Source organism: Candidatus Woesearchaeota archaeon, from assembly GCA_003695435.1.
Classification (GTDB): Archaea; Nanobdellota; Nanobdellia; order Woesearchaeales; family UBA11576; genus J101.
The window spans coordinates 1-17377 of record RFJL01000065.1 but is presented as its reverse complement, the minus strand read 5'-3'; the positions used below and the strand labels follow the sequence as shown (position 1 = coordinate 17377).

Genomic DNA, 17377 nt, shown 5'->3' with positions numbered 1-17377 from the left:
ATTCCTCCTACACCCAACCAAATCCTACTTGGCAGTCTTGTGTTGGGAGGACGAGACGGTATCTGATTGGTACCTAACCAGTACGTAAACAACGGCAAACCTTTATAAACAAAGATTTGAGCATTCCCTCTTATGACTAGAACGCATACTTGCAATCAATTACGCAAAGACCACGTAGGATCAACAGTGACACTTTGTGGATGGGTGAATAGCAGAAGGGATCATGGAGGCGTTATCTTTGTTGATCTTAGGGATCGCTATGGAATAACTCAGATCGTCTTCAACCCTGACTGCCCTGATTTTAGTGATGCTGAACACCTCAGAAGAGAAGATGTGCTTGAAGTTACTGGCAAAGTGCTTGCACGAGGTGAAGGGCTTGTTAATCCCAACCTTGAAACGGGAGAAATTGAAGTTGAAGTTACTCAGCTTACCATCCTTAGCAAAGCTCAAACACCACCTATTGAAGTTGATGACCGTAAGGTTGTAAGTGATGATTTACGTCTCAAATACAGATTTCTTGATCTAAGAAGGCCAATCATGCAAAGAAACCTTCTTGCACGCCACAAAGCAATGCAAGCAGTTCACAAAGAACTAGATTCGCAAGGATTTCTTTATGTTGAAACACCCCTTCTTGTCAAATCAACCCCTGAAGGTGCACGCGATTACGTCGTTCCCTCAAGAGTGAATCCGGGAAAGTTTTATGCTCTTCCTCAGTCTCCTCAACTCTACAAGCAAATACTTATGGCGAGTGGTTGTGATAGATACTACCAATTCGCAAAGTGCCTACGTGATGAAGATCTGCGCTCAGACAGACAACCTGAACACACTCAAATAGATCTTGAAATGAGTTTTCCCACACTTGAACAGCTCTATGAAGTCGGGGAAACTATTATGAAGGCGATTTTCAAAGAGATCAAACAAGTAGAACTTCCAACACCGTTTCCAAGAATCTCCTTTGCAGAAGCAATGGAAAAATACGGAACAGATAAACCAGATACCCGCTTTGAGATGTTCTTACATGATGTAACTGATATTGTTCGTAACAGCGATTTTACTGTGTTTAGAAGTGTTGTTGAAAACGGGGGAATTGTAAAATGCATTAACCCTCCAAAAAATATCGGAAGAAAAGAACTTGACGAACTCATTAAGTTTTCCCAGCAAGCAGGTGCAAAAGGAATGGCCTGGATGCGCGCAACTCCTGAAGGATTTGAAGGAAACATCGCAAAGTTCTTCTCTCAAGACATCCTTGCACAAATCAAAGAGAAAACGGGTGCGCAGCCTGACACCGTTCTACTCTTCATCGCAGATACCAAACACACAACACATCTTGTTCTTGACAAACTTCGACGTGAAATTGGTAAAAGACAAGGCCTCATTGACGAAGACAAACTCAACTTCGTGTGGGTTACTGACTTTCCCTTCTTCGAGTGGAATGAAGATGAGGAAAAATGGGAAGCAGGCCACAACCCATTTTCCATGCTCACCGAAGAAACCATACAATATCTTGAAGACGATCCTGGAAAAGTATACTGTAAACAATTCGACCTTGTCCTCAACGGTGTTGAAATTGCATCAGGATCTATTCGTAACACAAACCCAGAATTACAAACAAGAGTGCTTCGCGCAATTGGCATTAGTGAAGAAGAAACACAAGAAAAGTTTGGATTTCTTCTTGAAGCATTCAAATACGGCGTCCCACCTCATGGCGGAATGGGTATCGGCTTTGATCGTATCGTAGCACTTGCATTGGGTCTTGATGACATCAGAGAAGTCATCGCGTTTCCGAAGAATAAAAGTGCTCAGTGTCCCATGGACGGATCTCCTTCGCAGATCTCAAAAGAACAACTCAAAGAACTGTTCATAGATCTTAAACTTCCCAGATCGCAATAATGGACATCACCAAAGAACTCTTAGAACAAGTTGCAAAGAATGCGCGAATTGAATTAAGTGAAGAAGAAAAAGAAGAATTCTTATCACAACTCAAAGAAATCCTGGATTTTTTCGAGCATATCAAAGAGTTTGAAACCAGCGCAGAGCCGAGTTTTCACCCTCTTCCTCTTCAAGATGCTTTGCGAGAAGATGAACCCCAAGAATGCTTAAGCATTGAAGAAGCGCTCTCACAAACAGAACATAAAAAAGATTCTTATTTCAAAGGACCTAAAATACTATGACTCCTCAACAAGCACAAGAACTTACTCATTGTTTTAGCACCTTACAAGAGATGAAGCCAACTCAAGACGGGCCTCTTAGTGGAGTCACTATTTCTCTTAAAGATGCGATCTGCGCAAAAGGTATGGAAACCACTGCATCAAGTAGGATTCTCAAAGGGTATAAACCGCTTATCAACGCAACCGTCGTTGAAAAGGTTCTTGCGGCGGGAGCAACCATTATTGGAAAAACTATTCAAGACGAGTTTGGATTTGGAGGATTTTGCGTTAACACCGGTCTTGATGTTCCCATTCCCAAAAACCCCGTTGATCAAAATCGCAGTTGTGGTGGTTCAAGTGGCGGTGCAGGGGCTGCTGCAAAGCTCATTGATAATCACGTAGCGCTAGGCGAATCAACAGGAGGGAGTATTGTTGTTCCCGCAGCGTTTTGTGGTGTGTACGGTTTTGCGCCAACGTATAGTCGTGTTTCTCGATATGGATTACTCTCTTATGGTAATTCCCTTGATAAAATAGGTCCCCTTAGTAAGGATCCTGAACTTATCATCAAAACCCTCAATGTGATTATGGGTTATGATGAAAAAGATTCTACTTCAAGCAAGAAAAAAGTAGAACCCCTCTCATACAGGGGAGTTAATGGTCTTACCATTGGCGTTCTCAACATTGAAGGCGTTCATCCTGAAATTGTACAGGCAATGAATAAGAAAATAGACCTGTGGAAACAAGAAGGTGCGTGTGTTAAAGAGATTAATCTCCCCTTGACTAAAAAGTATTCTCTTGCGACATATTACATTCTTGCTATGAGTGAAGCTTCAACCAATCTTGCCAAGTACTGCGGTATGCGTTATGGTATGGTTGAACCTCTTGAAGAGCCCTACAATGAGTACTTTACTAAGGTGCGCTCTAAACACTTCGGAAAAGAAGCAAAGCGTCGCATCATTTTAGGCACCTTTGCACGCATGGCAGGACAACGTGACGCCTTTTACATCAAAGCAGCACGCGTACGCACGGAAATCATCAATGAGTACAAGAAAGCGTTTGAAGAAGTTGATGTTATTGTCAGCGCGACATCCCCCATGTTTCCTCCCACTTTTGATGAAATTGAAAAACTCACACCTCTGCAACACTACTTGGCAGATCAACTCGTCGTTGGACCTAATCTTGCAGGGCTTCCCCATATGAACGTTCCGCTAGACACCAAGCTTCCTTCCGGATTGCTTGTCATAGGGAATCATTTTGAAGAGGACAAGGTGGTGCAGTTCAGATGAGCGAGTCATTTACTTCTGATGTTGTTATAGGTTTAGAAATTCACGTTGAGTTGAATACTCGAACTAAACTCTTTTGTGGCTGCTCGAGAATCCCGTTAAGGGAGAATGAACCACCCAATTCACGTACCTGTCCTACCTGTCTTGGCATGCCTGGTGCGAAACCAGTTGTTAATAAAGCAGCAATAGAGCAAGGCATTAAACTTGCACTTGCACTTCATTGCAGTATTGCACCCACGCTTATTTTTTCAAGAAAGTCCTACTTTTACCCAGATCTTTCAAAAAATTATCAAACGTCTCAGTTTGAAATCCCTCTTGGAAGTAATGGTCACATCCGCCTTCCTTCTGGGAAAACAGTGGGAATTGTAAGAGCACATCTTGAAGAAGATCCTGCAAGTCTTGTGCACAAGGGAGCGTATTCTCTTGTTGACTATAACAGATCAGGAGATCCGCTGTGCGAGATCGTTACCGGACCGGATATGAATTCTCCCGAGGAAGCACGCGAACTTATGAAAGAGCTTATCACCGTTCTTCATTACTTAGGTGTCTTTGATGCTTCAACCTGTATCATTAAAGCTGATGCAAATATTTCTATTAAGGAGTCAGGATACGTTCGCTCAGAGGTAAAGAACATTACCGGATTTAAAGAAATTGAGAGAGCGTTATGTTATGAGGTTGAAAGGCAAAGAGACGCAGTTAAGAGAGGAGAGCAACTAGTTCAAGATACTCGAGCTTGGGACGCTGTTAAAGGAGTTACTACACGTATGCGTACTAAAGAGACCGAAGCAGATTACGGATATATTATTGATCCAGACCTTGTTCCCATTACGCTCTCAGAAGAATTTGTGAACTCAATTAAAGATTCTATGCCTGAGTTGCATTTTGAAAAAGTGAAGAAATTTGTTGAAGAGCACAGTATTCCTGAAGAAGATGCTCGAATCTTGGCACAAGAATTAAGTCTTGCGCATCTTTTTGAGGAAGTTGCTCAGCGCATTGATCCGAAACTCGCTGTTCGTTGGTTACGCCATGAATTGAATAAGGTGCTTAATGAGTCTGAAAAAGTGTGGTCTGAGGTTGAAGCGGATGAATCACAAATAATTGAGCTTCTTGAGCTCGTTGATGAGAAGAAAATCACGGACATTTCCGCAAGAGAGATTCTTGCAGAGCTTATTAAAAGACCATTTTCTCCAAAAGAATATGTTAAGGAGAAAGGTTTAGAAGTTGTCTCAGATAGTTCTGCACTTAAACCGCTTCTGCAAAAACTCATTGAAGAACATCCTCAGGCGGTTGAAGACGTTAAATCGGGCGAGCCAAAAGCAATTAATTTCTTTGTTGGAAAGGTGATGAAAGAAACTAAGGGACAAGCAAGTCCTGCTCAAGTGAATAAACTTCTCAAGGAATTACTTGATTTGTAGTGTTGCAAACACCCTTTCCAAGAGTCGCTTCTCAAAGTCATGTACTGTCTCTCCTTCTTTTCTTTCACAATCAAGAGCTCGCATAATCTCTTCTTGCTCAGCAGTCACCTTAATGATTTCTTTTTTCATCTCTTTTTTCTTCACCATAACTTCATTGAGTGAGAAGAGCACGCAAAAAGCTTTTTGTTCAATGAATGATCGTGCTGACTGTAGATTTATGTCTGCAAGTGTGGAATTTTCAAGCTCGCCTGTAAACCTCACGGTGATAATTGTTTGGTCGATAGGGTTGTTTGCAATGCGAATAATCTCTTCGTTAATCTGTACGGGGCTTTTATTTGTTACGTCAATAACGAAGTGTTGATGTTTTTTTACAACTATTGGTTCGTAGGTGATTGTTCCCTCATCATAGAAGTAATACCCTCCAACGCTTAGGCGTTCTAGTTCTGAAAACGTTGTGGGAAAAAGAGGTCCTGGATAAAGCACATTCTTGTACTGCGAAAACGTCTTTTGGTTAACGACATGTACATGACCTCCCGCGTAATATTCAAACCCTTGAGGAAGCAAAGAAATTGGTGCTGCATCCATCAGGTCAAGATGTTCTGGTTTGAGTTCGTCAAGAGCAGTGTGAAATAAGAAAATTTTGAATCCTACCTCTTGTTCAAGATTTGTGCGCGCGAGTTTTGTGTAGAGTTTTTTCTCAAGCACGCCTTTGCGTCCTGGCATACCCGTGAGTTTTGCTCCCGTTTTTGGGTCTTGTGTGAATGCGAGATGTAGTTCTTCATCTCGTATGGTTCCTTTGAACACGTTTGTAAGAAGGTTTGTTTGTTCAAGGATATCTAGCATGGTCTTTCCTGATGGCGAGTAGTCGTGCGATCCAGGGATGCAGTATACGGGTATTTGCGCGTTTTTGAGTCTTATGAGTTGAATGATTGTTGATTTGAGTAGGTCAATTGATGGAAGTGCAGTGTTGAAAAAGTCACCTGCGAGCAGAATAAAATCCACCTTAAGAGAAAGTGCGTCATCAACAAGTTGTGTGAATGCTTTGAGGGGTAGTTGGGACATACGCTGGTCTCTCCACGCCCCTATGTGTATATCTGCACAGTGAATAAATCTCATGGGGTGTGCGAAGTTGAACAACTATTTGAGTGTGCTGTTGTCACCGCAGTGAAGAAACGCTTCGAAGAAATTGCTCTAGTGTGTAACAAAAGTGTTCAAAGTGAATGATGCCATCTTCGAATGTGGATGTAGCAAGAATGTGCTCTTCTTCCTTTACTGTGAGTGCGGTAAAGGGAAGGTAGACTTGTGTGTTGAATGCTCCTTTGGAATAGCACTGCCCTAGAAGATCTGTAAGAGCGTAATACCACGTTCCAACATCACCTTTTGTTTGATAGTGATGAGGATTGATTCCTGCAAGGCAAGACGCCTCCATAATTCTTCCTTTAGAAGCTCTTAGAGGACGACCGTGATGTGAGCAGAGGGTTTTTTGGGGCAGTTTAATGACTGAACGAAGAAGAAAATCATCTGACGGCTCACAGAGAAACACATTAATTCCACCCCTAATACCTTCTTCTGCGAGTTGGGGTTTGCTGTTACGTTTTTGCTCGCGTAACAGGGACTCAGAAAGGTTGAGATAATGTAGTGTGCCCATAGAATACTTCGAGAAGAGAACCCCCTTATAATAGTTACTACTCTGAAGTAGTTAAGTTTGTCTTCCGATTCTGCCTTTTGTTCCGCAACACAACCCGAAAATCGCTCAAAAAAAATAAGAAGAAAAGGAATGTGCGGAAGCCCGCACATAAAAATTCAGAACTACCTTTTGGATTTCTTTTTAGAAGCCTTCTTCTTAGTAGCTTTCTTTTTGGTAGCCTTCTTTTTGGCAGCTTTTTTCTTAGTAGCCTTCTTCTTAGCTACTTTTTTCTTTGCCTTTTTCTTCGCAGCCTTCTTCTTAGAAGATTTTTTTCTTCCACCGCGAACCATCTTTGCTGCAGAAACATCTCCATCCTTATCAATGAAGTACAAGTAACCTGCCTCTTTTTGTACGCCGACCTTAGCCACTTTTTTGGGCTTAGCAGAACTCTTTTTTTTACCTCTACTCATCTTCGCACAAGAAATGTCTCCATCCTTGTCGACGAAGTACAAGTAGCCAGGCTCTTTGTCAATACCAACCTTTGCAACTTTTTTTGCCATTTTTGTTTATCCTCCAAAACAAATGTTATGAGGCTAACCGTCGAGAACGAGGTATATAAACCTTTTGATTATTCAGTAGTTAGAGAATTGCTTTTTCAATCTTCTCAATCTCCCTCTCGGAAATTGCACAACCATTAAGTTTAAGCCCCCACAGTAACGCGTCAAGCAATACCCTTCTTGCATCAGGGATTTGCGCAAGAAATTGATCAAGCAACCCCTTCTCAAACGCAACTGCAACAATTTCCGTCGAGCGCAATATCCTCACATCGCGCGTAAGCGATGAAAACTGATCAAGAGTGTTACGATCCACCCATACTTTTGTTCGCAACCTACGCTCAAAAATCTTCACAAGACTTTGAGGAGATTCTATAAGTATCCTTGTGATGCGCTCATCAACCACCACTGCATCAGCACCACGATGAATTGCAAGAGCAAGTGATGAGAGCTCACCCCTTTGAAGAATAGTTATTGGATGATGATGACAATGAAAGATATTGTTTGCAAGGCGCTCAAGGGTAACGGTAATCTCATCGATCTGAGGCGAATACGCCGCGATAAGCGTTCTTTCTCGTAACAACTTGAGAACTTGCAACGCTTCAAACTTAAATTTCCTCGTCTTTAAAGGCGCATCGACGAGTTCACCAATAACAGAGTTGGAAACAAGGAAAACACCATCAAACTGATTCTTCAGTTCTTTCAAAATGAAGAGAAGATTGTTCGTTGCAAGCGAAATAATGGGTCCTGCATCAAAAACGATTTGCCTCATGAAAATAACCTCCGTGCAAAATTCAGTCGATCCTTTACACGAAGAGGAACCTTATCCTCATCAACAATACGCGTTTTTCCAACGTACTGCATAAGTTCCCAACGAGAAATACCCAATAATTCAGCCGCTCTTGCAAGACTCACCCCTCTTTTATACAGCCCAGCACCTTTTTTTGTTTGAGCAGACTCCACCACGTAATCAACAAATGAACGAAACTTCTTCTCGGAAGCTGAAAGTTGTTTGAAAAGCTTTTTAACCTCGCGCTCAACAGATGCATCATCTCCTCGCTCTAAAAACTGCTTTGCTCTCAAAAAGCCCTTCTTAATATCCACGCACACCCCATGAGTAAATCCACAACGTCCAAGAATTTTTGACGCTGCATAAAGCAAAACTGCGAATTTAAGAGCATGCGTGCTATCATATTTGCTTGCTGTGTCAATTGCCCGTTCTGAGAGTTCTTTGATCCCATCAGAATTTTTCTTTTCTATGCAAAAAAGCACACCCTCAAGAACATCTATAAGGTCGGCGCGCACAACATCATCCATTCTTCTCAGAACAGCAAATTGACTATTTAATTTTTTCGTCACCAACTAGAAGAAAACAAAAGTTATTTAAAGCGCGTTTAGCTCTTTTAGACGAGGAAAAAAGGGGTTATTTACATGATCAATTTCGTTCAAAAATTCATTCAAAAGGTTCTCAAGGATATTTTCAAATCTCGAAGAGACATCAAAATAGGTCTTTATGGGCCTCCAAATGGAGGTAAAACAACGCTTGCAAACGTTATCTGTCAAGACTGGCTTGGCGAAGAGATGGGAAGTGCCTCCAAAATAGAACATGAAACTCGAGAAGTTCAAGAAAAAGAAAGCATTGTCGTCAAAAAAGGCAGAAAAGAACTCAAATTCAATCTCGTAGACACACCCGGAATTGCTACAAAAATAGATTATGAAGACTTCATGAAGAAAGGCATGAAGGAAAAACAAGCAAAACAAAGAGCAAAAGAAGCAACAAAGGGCGTTGTTGATGCGATCAAGTGGCTCGATAAAATGGATGTTGTTATTGTTGTACTTGACGCAACAAAAGATCCCTACTCACAAGTTAATATTACCATCATAGGAAATTTACAGGCAAGAAACATCCCTGTTCTTATCGTAGGTAATAAAATTGACCTCAAACGAGCAAACCTTAAACGTATTAGGGCAGCGTTTCCCCAATACGACGTTGTGGGTATCTCAGCAAAGAAAAAGAAAAACATTGACGCGCTCTATGAAGCGCTCTTCGTACTTGTAGGATGAACGGACTCGAATTAGAAATCATTCCCTATTCAGAAATTGCACACTTAAGCGGTCTTGGACGTATCCGCAGGATTCTCAAAAGCGTGAAAAAAGACAAGATTGTACTCCTTCAAGGAAGGCTTCGTCAAGAAGAAGAAACCGAACTTATCAAGACAACCATGGAGGAGATTAACAAGGAGTTTAAGGGTGTTGAGCTTGCAGTTATTCAACCAGAAGTAGAGAACATGGATGCAATTGAGAGGGCAAAAATGGCAATAGCAAACTACCTTATTGGAGACAGGCAAGGTCTTACTATCGTAGGTCCAGCAACAATTGTCAAAGAAATCAAAAAGGACCCTCACAAGATCAGCCTGCTCATGAAAAAAAGCAGGAGGAAGAAGAAATAGATGCCTCATCAATGCGTTCGTTGCGGAACAATTTACCAGGACGGCTCTTCTGAAATTCTTACAGGTTGTTCATGTGGAGCTCGCCTCTTCTTCTATGTGAGAAAAGAAGCGCTTGAAAAAGCTAAAGAAGTAACTGAGCAACTCACTCCGAAGGAGAGGAAGCAAGTTGAAAAAGATGTTCTTGACATGGTTCATGCAAAGGATGATGCTCCTGTCGTTCTTGATTTTGAGAGCATCCGCGTTACTAAACCTGGAAAGTTTGAACTCGATCTCGTTCAATTATTTGATTCTGAAAACCCTCTTATCTACCGTCTTGAAGACGGTAAATACGTTATTGACGTTGCTGAAACATTTGCTCGAAAAGGGAAAAAATAAGGCGGTTCAAATCCTTGAGCTTAGATCCTTGTTAAAACTAAGGAGAATGGGACGAGAGGGATTTGAACCCTCAACACCACGATCTTCAGTCGTGTGCTCTCCCAGATTGAGCTACCGTCCCGGTATATGCTGAAATCAGAATTCTGGTTTAAAAGAGTTTCTATTCAATCTCTTCTTCATCAAATCCAATATCGGCCCCTTCTTCTTGATGATTCTTACTCTCTACCACTTCCAACTTGCCAAATTTACCTGTGGATAATTGTAACTCTCCCTGCCATTCACCAACATATCCATTTACAATCTTAATAGTATCCCCTACCTTTACTTGATCAACCTGCTCATTCCACAAAGTGAGCGTAATTTCTCCCGTTTCATCTTGCAACCGTGCCTTGCAAACAGTACCTACACTCCCCTCTTTACTAAATGTTCGAGGAGATTCTTTTGATTTCACTCTTGCTACGAGTTCTACTTGTCCTTGTCTTGGTTGTAATTGAGCTATGTTCATCTTATACTTCTCAGATTATTTTTCAGGAATGCTAATGGGAGAATACACACTTTGAGATTCTTGTTTAGTTATTGCAGAGAATGCTTCATCAAGTTTGGCATCTGACCAGCCTTGCCCTTCAAGATACGCTCGTATTTGTTCAGGTGAATATCCTTGTGCAAGTGTTTGTTCAATATATGCTTTGAGCTGATCAATTGTTCCATTCGATTCAGCATTTGATTCTGATTTTTTTGTTTGTTCCTTTGTCATAACACGCAAAGTGATAACAGAGATGAGAATGATAACAAGAAGACCTACAAACAACCCAATAATCCACATCCAAAATCCGTTGTTTGCGGGTTGATGAACAACAGGGCTGTCTTCATTAACGAACGTTCCTGAAGCGTAATGCTCTTCCATAAGTTTTTCAAGTTCAGGTGTTAGTTTATCAATGCAACATGTTAGATCTCCTCTAATAAGTTCTTCTTCTGTTGTTAAACTCCTTGCAACAGGACAATACTTTGCTTTAAATTCGGCATCGCAAATGACATTTCCTCCTGTTTGAACCATCCGTGAAGGCAAGATGTAGTAGTGCACTCCTGCACGTCCCCGTACAATGTTAAGAGGAGTTGGGTCGCTTACAACCCCAAGGAAATCTTCATAGGAATTAAATTTAATGATAAGATCTTCTTGAAGGGGTCCATCGCAATCACCACTACTTTGTGAGACGACAAAAACGTCGCTCGTCTTACTCACATCATAGGAGATATTCTCAACTATCAAGCACAAATTGCTTACTCCAGCTTTTGAAAACACGCTGTTGTCATTAAGTGCGCTTTCAAGAAGAACGCCTGTTTGAGAACTATCTTTAACCGCAAACCCCGTGATTGATGGTTGTCCTGAAGAGTGAAGAACTAATACAATACCTGTGAGGAGAAGAAACGCAAATGCTATCTGTGATGCCCTCTTTCGTATCATAAGTTTATAAATGAGGTTTTGCCATTTATTAACTTTTGTACGGTTTCGGAGAGGTTTTCAATCTTTACACGCTTCTGCTCAGTCGAATCACGATCACGTATCGTCACACAGCCATCTTCTTTTGATTCATAATCAACAGTGATACAAAAGGGAATTCCTAATTCATCAGCTCGCGCGTAGCGTCGACCTATTGAACCTGAAGAATCAAACTGACAGACAACATCTTCTTTAAGCGTGGAGAAAATCTCTCTTGCTTTTTCATAAAGACAGTCTTTTTTAACTAACGGAAAAACCCCTACTTTGATCGGGGCAAGAGCAGGTTTAATCTTGAGAACGATATTTCCTCTCTCCTCATCATCGTTGTATGCGTCAACAAGAATTGCAAGGAAAAGTCTGTCAACACCTTGGGATGGTTCAATGACCCTTGGAATTACCTTTTGTCCCGTTGTCTCATCGTGAATTGCCAGTTTTTTTCCTGAAACTTTTTGATGTTGAGTAAGGTCATACTGCCCTCTGTTCGCACAGCCGTGAAGTTCTTTAAAACCATGAGGGAAACGGTAGTCAAAGTCAAATGTAGCACTTGAGTAGTGCGAAAGTTCGCTTGGAACATGCTCTCTTAAACGCAAGTTTTCTTGTTTAAGACCTATTTCTTTCGTCAACCACAGGTAGGTCTGAGCGATCCAGTATGCATGCCACTCATCAATTTTTTTCATATCAATAAGATCACCAATACTAAGCGTACTTTCTTTTTCTCCTTGCTCTTGTTGTTCAGATGTCCAGACACTAAGAGAGATTTTTTTTAATTCATCTGTGAGAAGTTCACATTCTGTTTGTTCAGGATGAATGAAGAATTCCAATTCACATTGCTCAAATTCTCTGCAACGAAAGAGAAAATCTCTTGGAGAAATTTCATTTCTAAATGCTTTTCCAATCTGTGCAATTCCAAAAGGAAGTTGCATTCTGCACGTATCTGCAATAAGTCTAAAATTAGGAAAAATAGATTGTGCAGTCTCTGGTCGAAGAAATGCTTGAGCGCTTTTTTCAGCACTTGGACCTACCTGAGTTGAAAACATTAGTTTGAAATCTTCAACCTTTTGAAACTCCCCTTTGCAAAGAGGACATACAAGTCCATGTTTTTCAACGTAGTGATTGATTTGATCTGCAGTAATTCCGTCTGCGTTAATTTTGAGTTCTTCTTCTATGAATGTATCTGCACGTACTTTGTGCTTGCACTTCGAGCAGGTAAGAAGAGGATCGGAGAAGTTATCTACGTGACCTGATGCTTCCCACACACGCGGATTTGTAATGATCGCGCCGTCTTGACCCACCACGCCTTCTCTTGAATCAACATAGAACTTCCACCAAGACTCTTTAATATTATTTTTAAGTGCAACGCCAAGAGGGCCAAAATCAAAAAAACCTGAAAGCCCGCCGTAAATCTCCGCTGCGGGATAGACAAACCCCTTTGCTTTACAAAACGTTGCAATATCTTCAATCTTCATAGCGGTTTTGGTAAGAACGGCCTATTTAAAATTATTGTTGAACAATTCCTGCAACACTAAGTATCGTACCAACACTTAAATACTCTTACTTAGGCGAATAAGATACATGTACGCGGCAATTTTTGATCTTGACGGCGTTATCGTTCTTGCTGAACCTTTTGAAATCGCGAGTATTAATGAGACACTCGCACCATTTAACATTTCTTTTGACTTTGATTATTTTATCAATAGGTTCTCAGGCCAAGGCTCCCGATCTATTTTTGAGCAAATCATTAAAGAGCGCCAACTTGATGTAGATATCGAAGAACTTCTACGAGAAAAACGCAGACGCATGGAAGAAAAAGTTGAAACGCAAACCATTCCTGTCGTTCCTGGCGTTCTTGAATTCATAAAGCAACTTCGCGAACAACATGTCCCTTTTATGGTTGGCACAGGAGGAGATAAAACTACTGCAAGAAAAAAGTTAGAGAAAATCGGTCTTGATATTGACATTATTGCAACAGAAGATGTGAAACGTGGGAAACCTGCTCCTGATATTTATCTTGCTTGCGCAAAGCATTTACGCGTAGATCCTTCTTCTTGTGTTGTTTTTGAGGATGCTCCAAGTGGTGTTCACGCTGCTAAATCTGCGGGGATGAAATGTGTGGGCGTTCTTACCGATACTGATGAGAAACACCTTCTTGATGCGGGAGCTGATAAGACCATTAAGAATTTTGAAGGGCTTGAGTGGGAGCGTCTCATTGAAGAACTCTTCTGAAAGTCTTCTGAATGCGTTCTGAATTGTTACGTTTACTGTTTCTTAGCGTTCTTTTCTAAGCCAAGCAACTTCTCCATCATCAAGCTCTAACTCTTGTGTAAGTTGATCAATAAGTTTAGTGTTTCCTGCTGCTTTGAAATAGGCAACATGTTCAAAAGCTTCCTTGCTTGAACAATGCGTGTGTTCTGCGAGTTTTTGTGCTATGGATTTACGCTTTGCATTCTTCATATTAACTTGCCAGATACGTAAAAGTCTCATTGTTGGTTTGTATTTGGTGAATGTTCTGTATTTTTCTTCTTTTGAGACTGCAATGCCCGCACTAAGATATGCGTAGATGTAAACGAGAAATCTCCAGTGTTGCCATCGTCGTATGCGACGATTCATGATATCTGCACGAGAGAGATAGTCATACGCTCTTGCGAGATCTTCGGGTTTTGTGTATTCTTGAGGCAGGTTATGATCTATCCAGAGCATGATTTCATTATGGTCTTCTGTGACATTGTCAAATGCTCCAAGTGCTACTTGAGGATCTGTTGTTTTGAACACTCTTACTAGCGCTTGTGGAAGAGATTCTTCATGCTCCCTATCTGAGAGTGCGTCCATATCTTTTCGTTCAAGAGATCCTAGTGCTGCGCTAATTTGTAGATCGTTAATTGCTGCTCGAAGATCACCTCCTGAACGTCGCATAATTGATTGTAATTGCGTAGAGTCAAATGCGATCTGTTCTTTTCTGGCAATTTCTTCGAGAACTTTTGATCCCTGCGAGATGCCAATGGGGTGCATTTCGATGAGTTCTGCTTCTTTTCTTAGTGTTTTGAGTTTGTCATTATATGCGTCATTTGCGATGCAAATTACTGGAAAAGCAGATCCTTTGATCATTTTGATCAGTGCAGGAATTCCTCCTCTGTCTTTGGTTCCTGATATTCCATCAATTTCATCAACGAGAATCACCTTCCCCTTTGCGAAAAGAGACATTTGTTTTGACGCTGCTCCCAGAATGTTTTCGATTTGTTCAGGTTTTCTGAAGTCTGACGCGTTAAGTTCGATGAGTTCAAGATTTTTTTGAGCGCTTAGAGCATATGCAAGAGAGGTTTTTCCGCAACCTGGTGGCCCGTAGAGTAGTAACGCCTTTTTCTTTTGTTGCTTGTAGTTATCTATGAAAGCACTGACTTTTTTGATTGCTTCTTCTTGTCCTACAATTTGATCCGTGGTTTTTGGCACGTATTTTTCAACCCATGCTTGTGACATGATGTGATAAAAGTGGTCAGTGCTTTTAAAATCAACGATACGACAAGTAACTTACATAATAAGTATTTTTACTTACATAATAAGATAAATCTTCTTACATCGTAAGTATTTCTCTCTGCTAACAACAAAACACCGCGAAGTATATAAATACCCGCATGCAGAAATCAACCCACATGGCATACGACTTTAAAGAGGAAGAAAAAAAATGGCAAGAGTTCTGGAAAGAACAAAAGATCCACATCTATCACCCCATTGAAGGGAAGGAAGATTACATCATAGATACACCCCCACCCACACTTTCTGGACGCATGCACATAGGCCATGCGAGTTCTTATTCTCAACAAGATTTCATAGCACGTTACAAGCGCATGAGCGGCAAAAATGTCTGCTACCCTTTTGGTACTGATGATAATGGCCTTCCTACCGAGAGACTTGTTGAAAAAGAAAAAAAAGTGCGATCAACAAAAATGGATCGCCAAGAATTCATTGCACTGTGCAACCAAACCATACAAGAACTCAAACCCTCATTTATACAAGATTGGATTTCTATCGGCATGAGTTGCGATTTTGAACACAGCTACTCCACCATAGACCCTCATTGCATAACAACATCCCAAGCAAGTTTTATTGATCTCTTTGAAAAAGGACTTGTGTTCCAAGAAGACTCGCCTATTTCCTGGTGTCCAACGTGCCAGACCGCAATTGCTCAAGCAGAATTTGAAAGCGTCGATAAGAAATCACACTTTAATGATCTCATCTTCACCGTAGGCGGAAAAGAACTCGTCGTGGCAACAACTCGTCCAGAACTTCTTCCAAGCTGCGTTGCTATTTTCGTTCACCCAGATGATGAGAGATATACAGAATTCATAGGAAAGCATGCAAAAGTGCCTCTCTACTCCTTTGAAGTACCCATTCTCGCCGACGAAAAAGCAGATCCCCAAAAAGGAACGGGCGCAGTTATGTGTTGCACCTTTGGCGATCAAACAGACGTGGAGTGGTGGCGAAAACACAACCTACCCCTCAAAGTTTCCATCAATCGCGACGGAACAATGAATGACAATGCAGGAAAATATGCAGGTCTTAAAATAAAAGATGCTCGTAAAGCAATAATTGAAGATCTCAAAGAAGCAGGACTTCTCCCACTGCAAAAAGAAATAGTCCACCCAGTAAACACACATGAGCGTTGTGGGACAGATCTGGAAATCCTTAAAACAAAGCAATGGTTTGTTCGCGTTCTTGATAAGAAACAAGAACTTCTTGATGCCGGTGATCGGATTAATTGGTACCCCTCACATATGAAAGTACGTTATAAGCACTGGGTTGAAAACCTTAACTGGGACTGGTGCATTTCACGTCAAAGACACTTTGGCGTTCCTTTCCCCGTATGGTACGAAAAAGATACGGGAAAGGTCATTGTCGCATCAAGAGATGAGCTTCCAGTAGATCCTCTTTCATCGAGGCCAAAGCACTACACAGGTACAAGCGAACTCGTTCCCGAAACTGATGTTATGGATACCTGGGCAACATCCTCAGTCACACCTCAAATCATCACCAATTGGGCTGACAAAGGAGGATATGACCTCACCCCAGATCAGTTTCCCACTTCAATGCGACCACAAGCGCATGACATCATTCGTACATGGGCTTTTTACACCATTGTTAAAGCACTCTACAACAACGCAGATATTCCTTGGAAGGACATCGTAATTTCAGGTCACGTTCTTGATCCAAAAGGAAATAAGATGAGTAAATCCAAAGGAAATGTTGTTGATCCTCGCATCATTCTTGAAAAATACGGAGCAGATGCTCTTCGTTTCTGGACAGCATCATCAAAACTTGGAGATGATATTCCTTTCCAGGAAAAAGATGTGCAAACAGGAAAGAAAACCGTTACCAAACTCGCAAATGCCTCAAACTTTGTACTCATGCATCTTGAGGATTATGATGGCACACATCCTGAACAAATTCTCGTCATGGACAAATGGCTCTTAAGTAAGGCACAAAAAACAATTCGGGCGGCAACAGAATCATTTGAAAAATACGAATACGTGCGTTGCAAGATGGAAACTGAAAAACTCTTCTGGACGTATTTTTGTGACAATTATCTTGAAATTTGTAAGGATCGTATTTACAATCCAGACAGAAGAGGTGTTGAAGAAAGAAAAAGTGCCCAATATGCGCTTTCTAAAACACTCCTTACTATTCTCAAACTCTTCGCACCCATCATGCCACACATCACGGAGAGCGTTTATCAAAAAGCATTTGCCAAACAAGAGGGATGTGTTTCAATCCACGTGAGCAACTGGCCAAAAGTTGATGAGAACCTCATAGATCTTGAAGCAGAACACGCAGGAGATGCAGCAATTGCAATTATCTCTGCGGTGCGTAAATTCAAATCAGAACAAAAAGTCTCGCTTAAAACTCCCGTGCAAACACTTAGCATTCATTGTGATGATCTTATGCAACAGCACATAGAAAGTGTTATGGATGATCTAAAAGCCGTAACCGGCGCGCAAAACGTTGTTTTTGGGAATGGAGAGATTGACACGGGCTTTGA

The 17377-nt window shown here is 41.2% G+C and carries 17 protein-coding genes, 1 tRNA gene and 1 pseudogene; 9 read left to right on the top strand and 10 right to left on the bottom strand.

Annotated features, from left to right (window positions below; genetic code table 11):
- Window positions 1-132: 132 nt before the first annotated feature.
- The 4 genes from aspS to gatB are packed head-to-tail and all read left to right on the top strand — an operon-like array spanning window position 133 to window position 4845.
- Window positions 133-1890 carry an aspartate--tRNA ligase gene (aspS, locus tag D6774_04750; protein ID RME77358.1) on the top strand — a complete coding sequence of 586 codons (1758 nt, stop codon included), beginning with the start codon at window positions 133-135 and terminating at the stop codon, window positions 1888-1890.
- Window positions 1890-2171, top strand: a complete 282-nt coding sequence (gene gatC / locus D6774_04745; GenBank protein RME77357.1) for an Asp-tRNA(Asn)/Glu-tRNA(Gln) amidotransferase GatCAB subunit C — start codon at window positions 1890-1892, stop codon at window positions 2169-2171. The genes aspS and gatC overlap by 1 nt, the downstream gene beginning before the upstream one ends.
- On the top strand, window positions 2168-3433 hold the full coding sequence (gene gatA, locus D6774_04740) for an Asp-tRNA(Asn)/Glu-tRNA(Gln) amidotransferase subunit GatA (GenBank protein RME77356.1): 1266 nt from the start codon (window positions 2168-2170) through the stop codon (window positions 3431-3433). Before gatC ends, gatA begins: the two co-directional genes overlap by 4 nt.
- A complete protein-coding gene (gene gatB / locus D6774_04735; GenBank protein RME77355.1) occupies window positions 3430-4845 on the top strand; it encodes an Asp-tRNA(Asn)/Glu-tRNA(Gln) amidotransferase subunit GatB in 1416 nt (471 codons plus the stop codon). The genes gatA and gatB overlap by 4 nt, the downstream gene beginning before the upstream one ends.
- On the opposite strand, the gene D6774_04730 is transcribed toward gatB, so the two are convergent.
- From D6774_04730 to D6774_04710, 5 genes and pseudogenes are all read right to left on the bottom strand, one after another.
- Window positions 4831-5961 carry a DNA repair exonuclease gene (locus D6774_04730; GenBank protein RME77354.1) on the bottom strand — a complete coding sequence of 377 codons (1131 nt, stop codon included), beginning with the start codon at window positions 5959-5961 and terminating at the stop codon, window positions 4831-4833. The genes gatB and D6774_04730 overlap by 15 nt on opposite strands.
- A 40-nt stretch (window positions 5962-6001) precedes the next feature.
- Window positions 6002-6493 carry a hypothetical protein gene (locus D6774_04725; GenBank protein ID RME77353.1) on the bottom strand — a complete coding sequence of 164 codons (492 nt, stop codon included), beginning with the start codon at window positions 6491-6493 and terminating at the stop codon, window positions 6002-6004.
- A gap of 326 nt (window positions 6494-6819) precedes the next feature.
- Window positions 6820-7032, bottom strand: a pseudogene (locus tag D6774_04720) (hypothetical protein).
- 79 nt (window positions 7033-7111) lie between these two features.
- A complete protein-coding gene (locus D6774_04715) occupies window positions 7112-7798 on the bottom strand; it encodes a hypothetical protein (protein ID RME77352.1) in 687 nt (228 codons plus the stop codon).
- Complete coding sequence (locus tag D6774_04710) at window positions 7795-8343, bottom strand: hypothetical protein (protein RME77351.1); 549 nt, start codon at window positions 8341-8343, stop codon at window positions 7795-7797. Before D6774_04710 ends, D6774_04715 begins: the two co-directional genes overlap by 4 nt.
- A gap of 114 nt (window positions 8344-8457) precedes the next feature.
- Here D6774_04710 and D6774_04705 point away from each other — a divergent pair, with 114 nt between their 5' ends.
- The 3 genes from D6774_04705 to D6774_04695 are packed head-to-tail and all read left to right on the top strand — an operon-like array spanning window position 8458 to window position 9851.
- A complete protein-coding gene (locus D6774_04705; protein ID RME77350.1) occupies window positions 8458-9090 on the top strand; it encodes a GTP-binding protein in 633 nt (210 codons plus the stop codon).
- Entirely contained in the window at window positions 9087-9476 is a 390-nt protein-coding gene (locus tag D6774_04700) for a DUF2073 domain-containing protein (protein RME77349.1), read from the top strand. The genes D6774_04705 and D6774_04700 overlap by 4 nt, the downstream gene beginning before the upstream one ends.
- Window positions 9477-9851 (top strand): hypothetical protein, encoded by a 375-nt coding sequence (locus D6774_04695; GenBank protein RME77348.1) that lies wholly within the window; start codon window positions 9477-9479, stop codon window positions 9849-9851.
- A 47-nt stretch (window positions 9852-9898) separates the two neighbouring features.
- On the opposite strand, the gene D6774_04690 is transcribed toward D6774_04695, so the two are convergent.
- The 4 genes from D6774_04690 to D6774_04675 all read right to left on the bottom strand — a co-directional run bounded on the left by D6774_04690 (window position 9899) and on the right by D6774_04675 (window position 12815).
- Window positions 9899-9972 (bottom strand) — tRNA-Phe (locus tag D6774_04690).
- A 39-nt stretch (window positions 9973-10011) separates the two neighbouring features.
- Window positions 10012-10356 (bottom strand): DNA-binding protein, encoded by a 345-nt coding sequence (locus D6774_04685; GenBank protein RME77347.1) that lies wholly within the window; start codon window positions 10354-10356, stop codon window positions 10012-10014.
- 15 nt (window positions 10357-10371) lie between these two features.
- Window positions 10372-11313, bottom strand: a complete 942-nt coding sequence (locus tag D6774_04680; protein ID RME77346.1) for a hypothetical protein — start codon at window positions 11311-11313, stop codon at window positions 10372-10374.
- On the bottom strand, window positions 11310-12815 hold the full coding sequence (locus tag D6774_04675; protein RME77345.1) for a glycine--tRNA ligase: 1506 nt from the start codon (window positions 12813-12815) through the stop codon (window positions 11310-11312). The genes D6774_04680 and D6774_04675 overlap by 4 nt, the downstream gene beginning before the upstream one ends.
- Window positions 12816-12921: 106 nt before the next feature.
- Between D6774_04675 and D6774_04670 the strand changes: the two genes are divergently transcribed.
- Entirely contained in the window at window positions 12922-13572 is a 651-nt protein-coding gene (locus D6774_04670) for an HAD family phosphatase (GenBank protein RME77344.1), read from the top strand.
- A 42-nt stretch (window positions 13573-13614) separates the two neighbouring features.
- On the opposite strand, the gene D6774_04665 is transcribed toward D6774_04670, so the two are convergent.
- Entirely contained in the window at window positions 13615-14820 is a 1206-nt protein-coding gene (locus D6774_04665) for a replication factor C large subunit (protein RME77343.1), read from the bottom strand.
- Between the two features lie 173 nt (window positions 14821-14993).
- On the opposite strand from D6774_04665, the gene D6774_04660 reads away from it, so the two are divergent.
- A partial coding sequence (locus D6774_04660; GenBank protein ID RME77342.1) for a valine--tRNA ligase occupies window positions 14994-17377 on the top strand: 2384 nt, incomplete at its 3' end.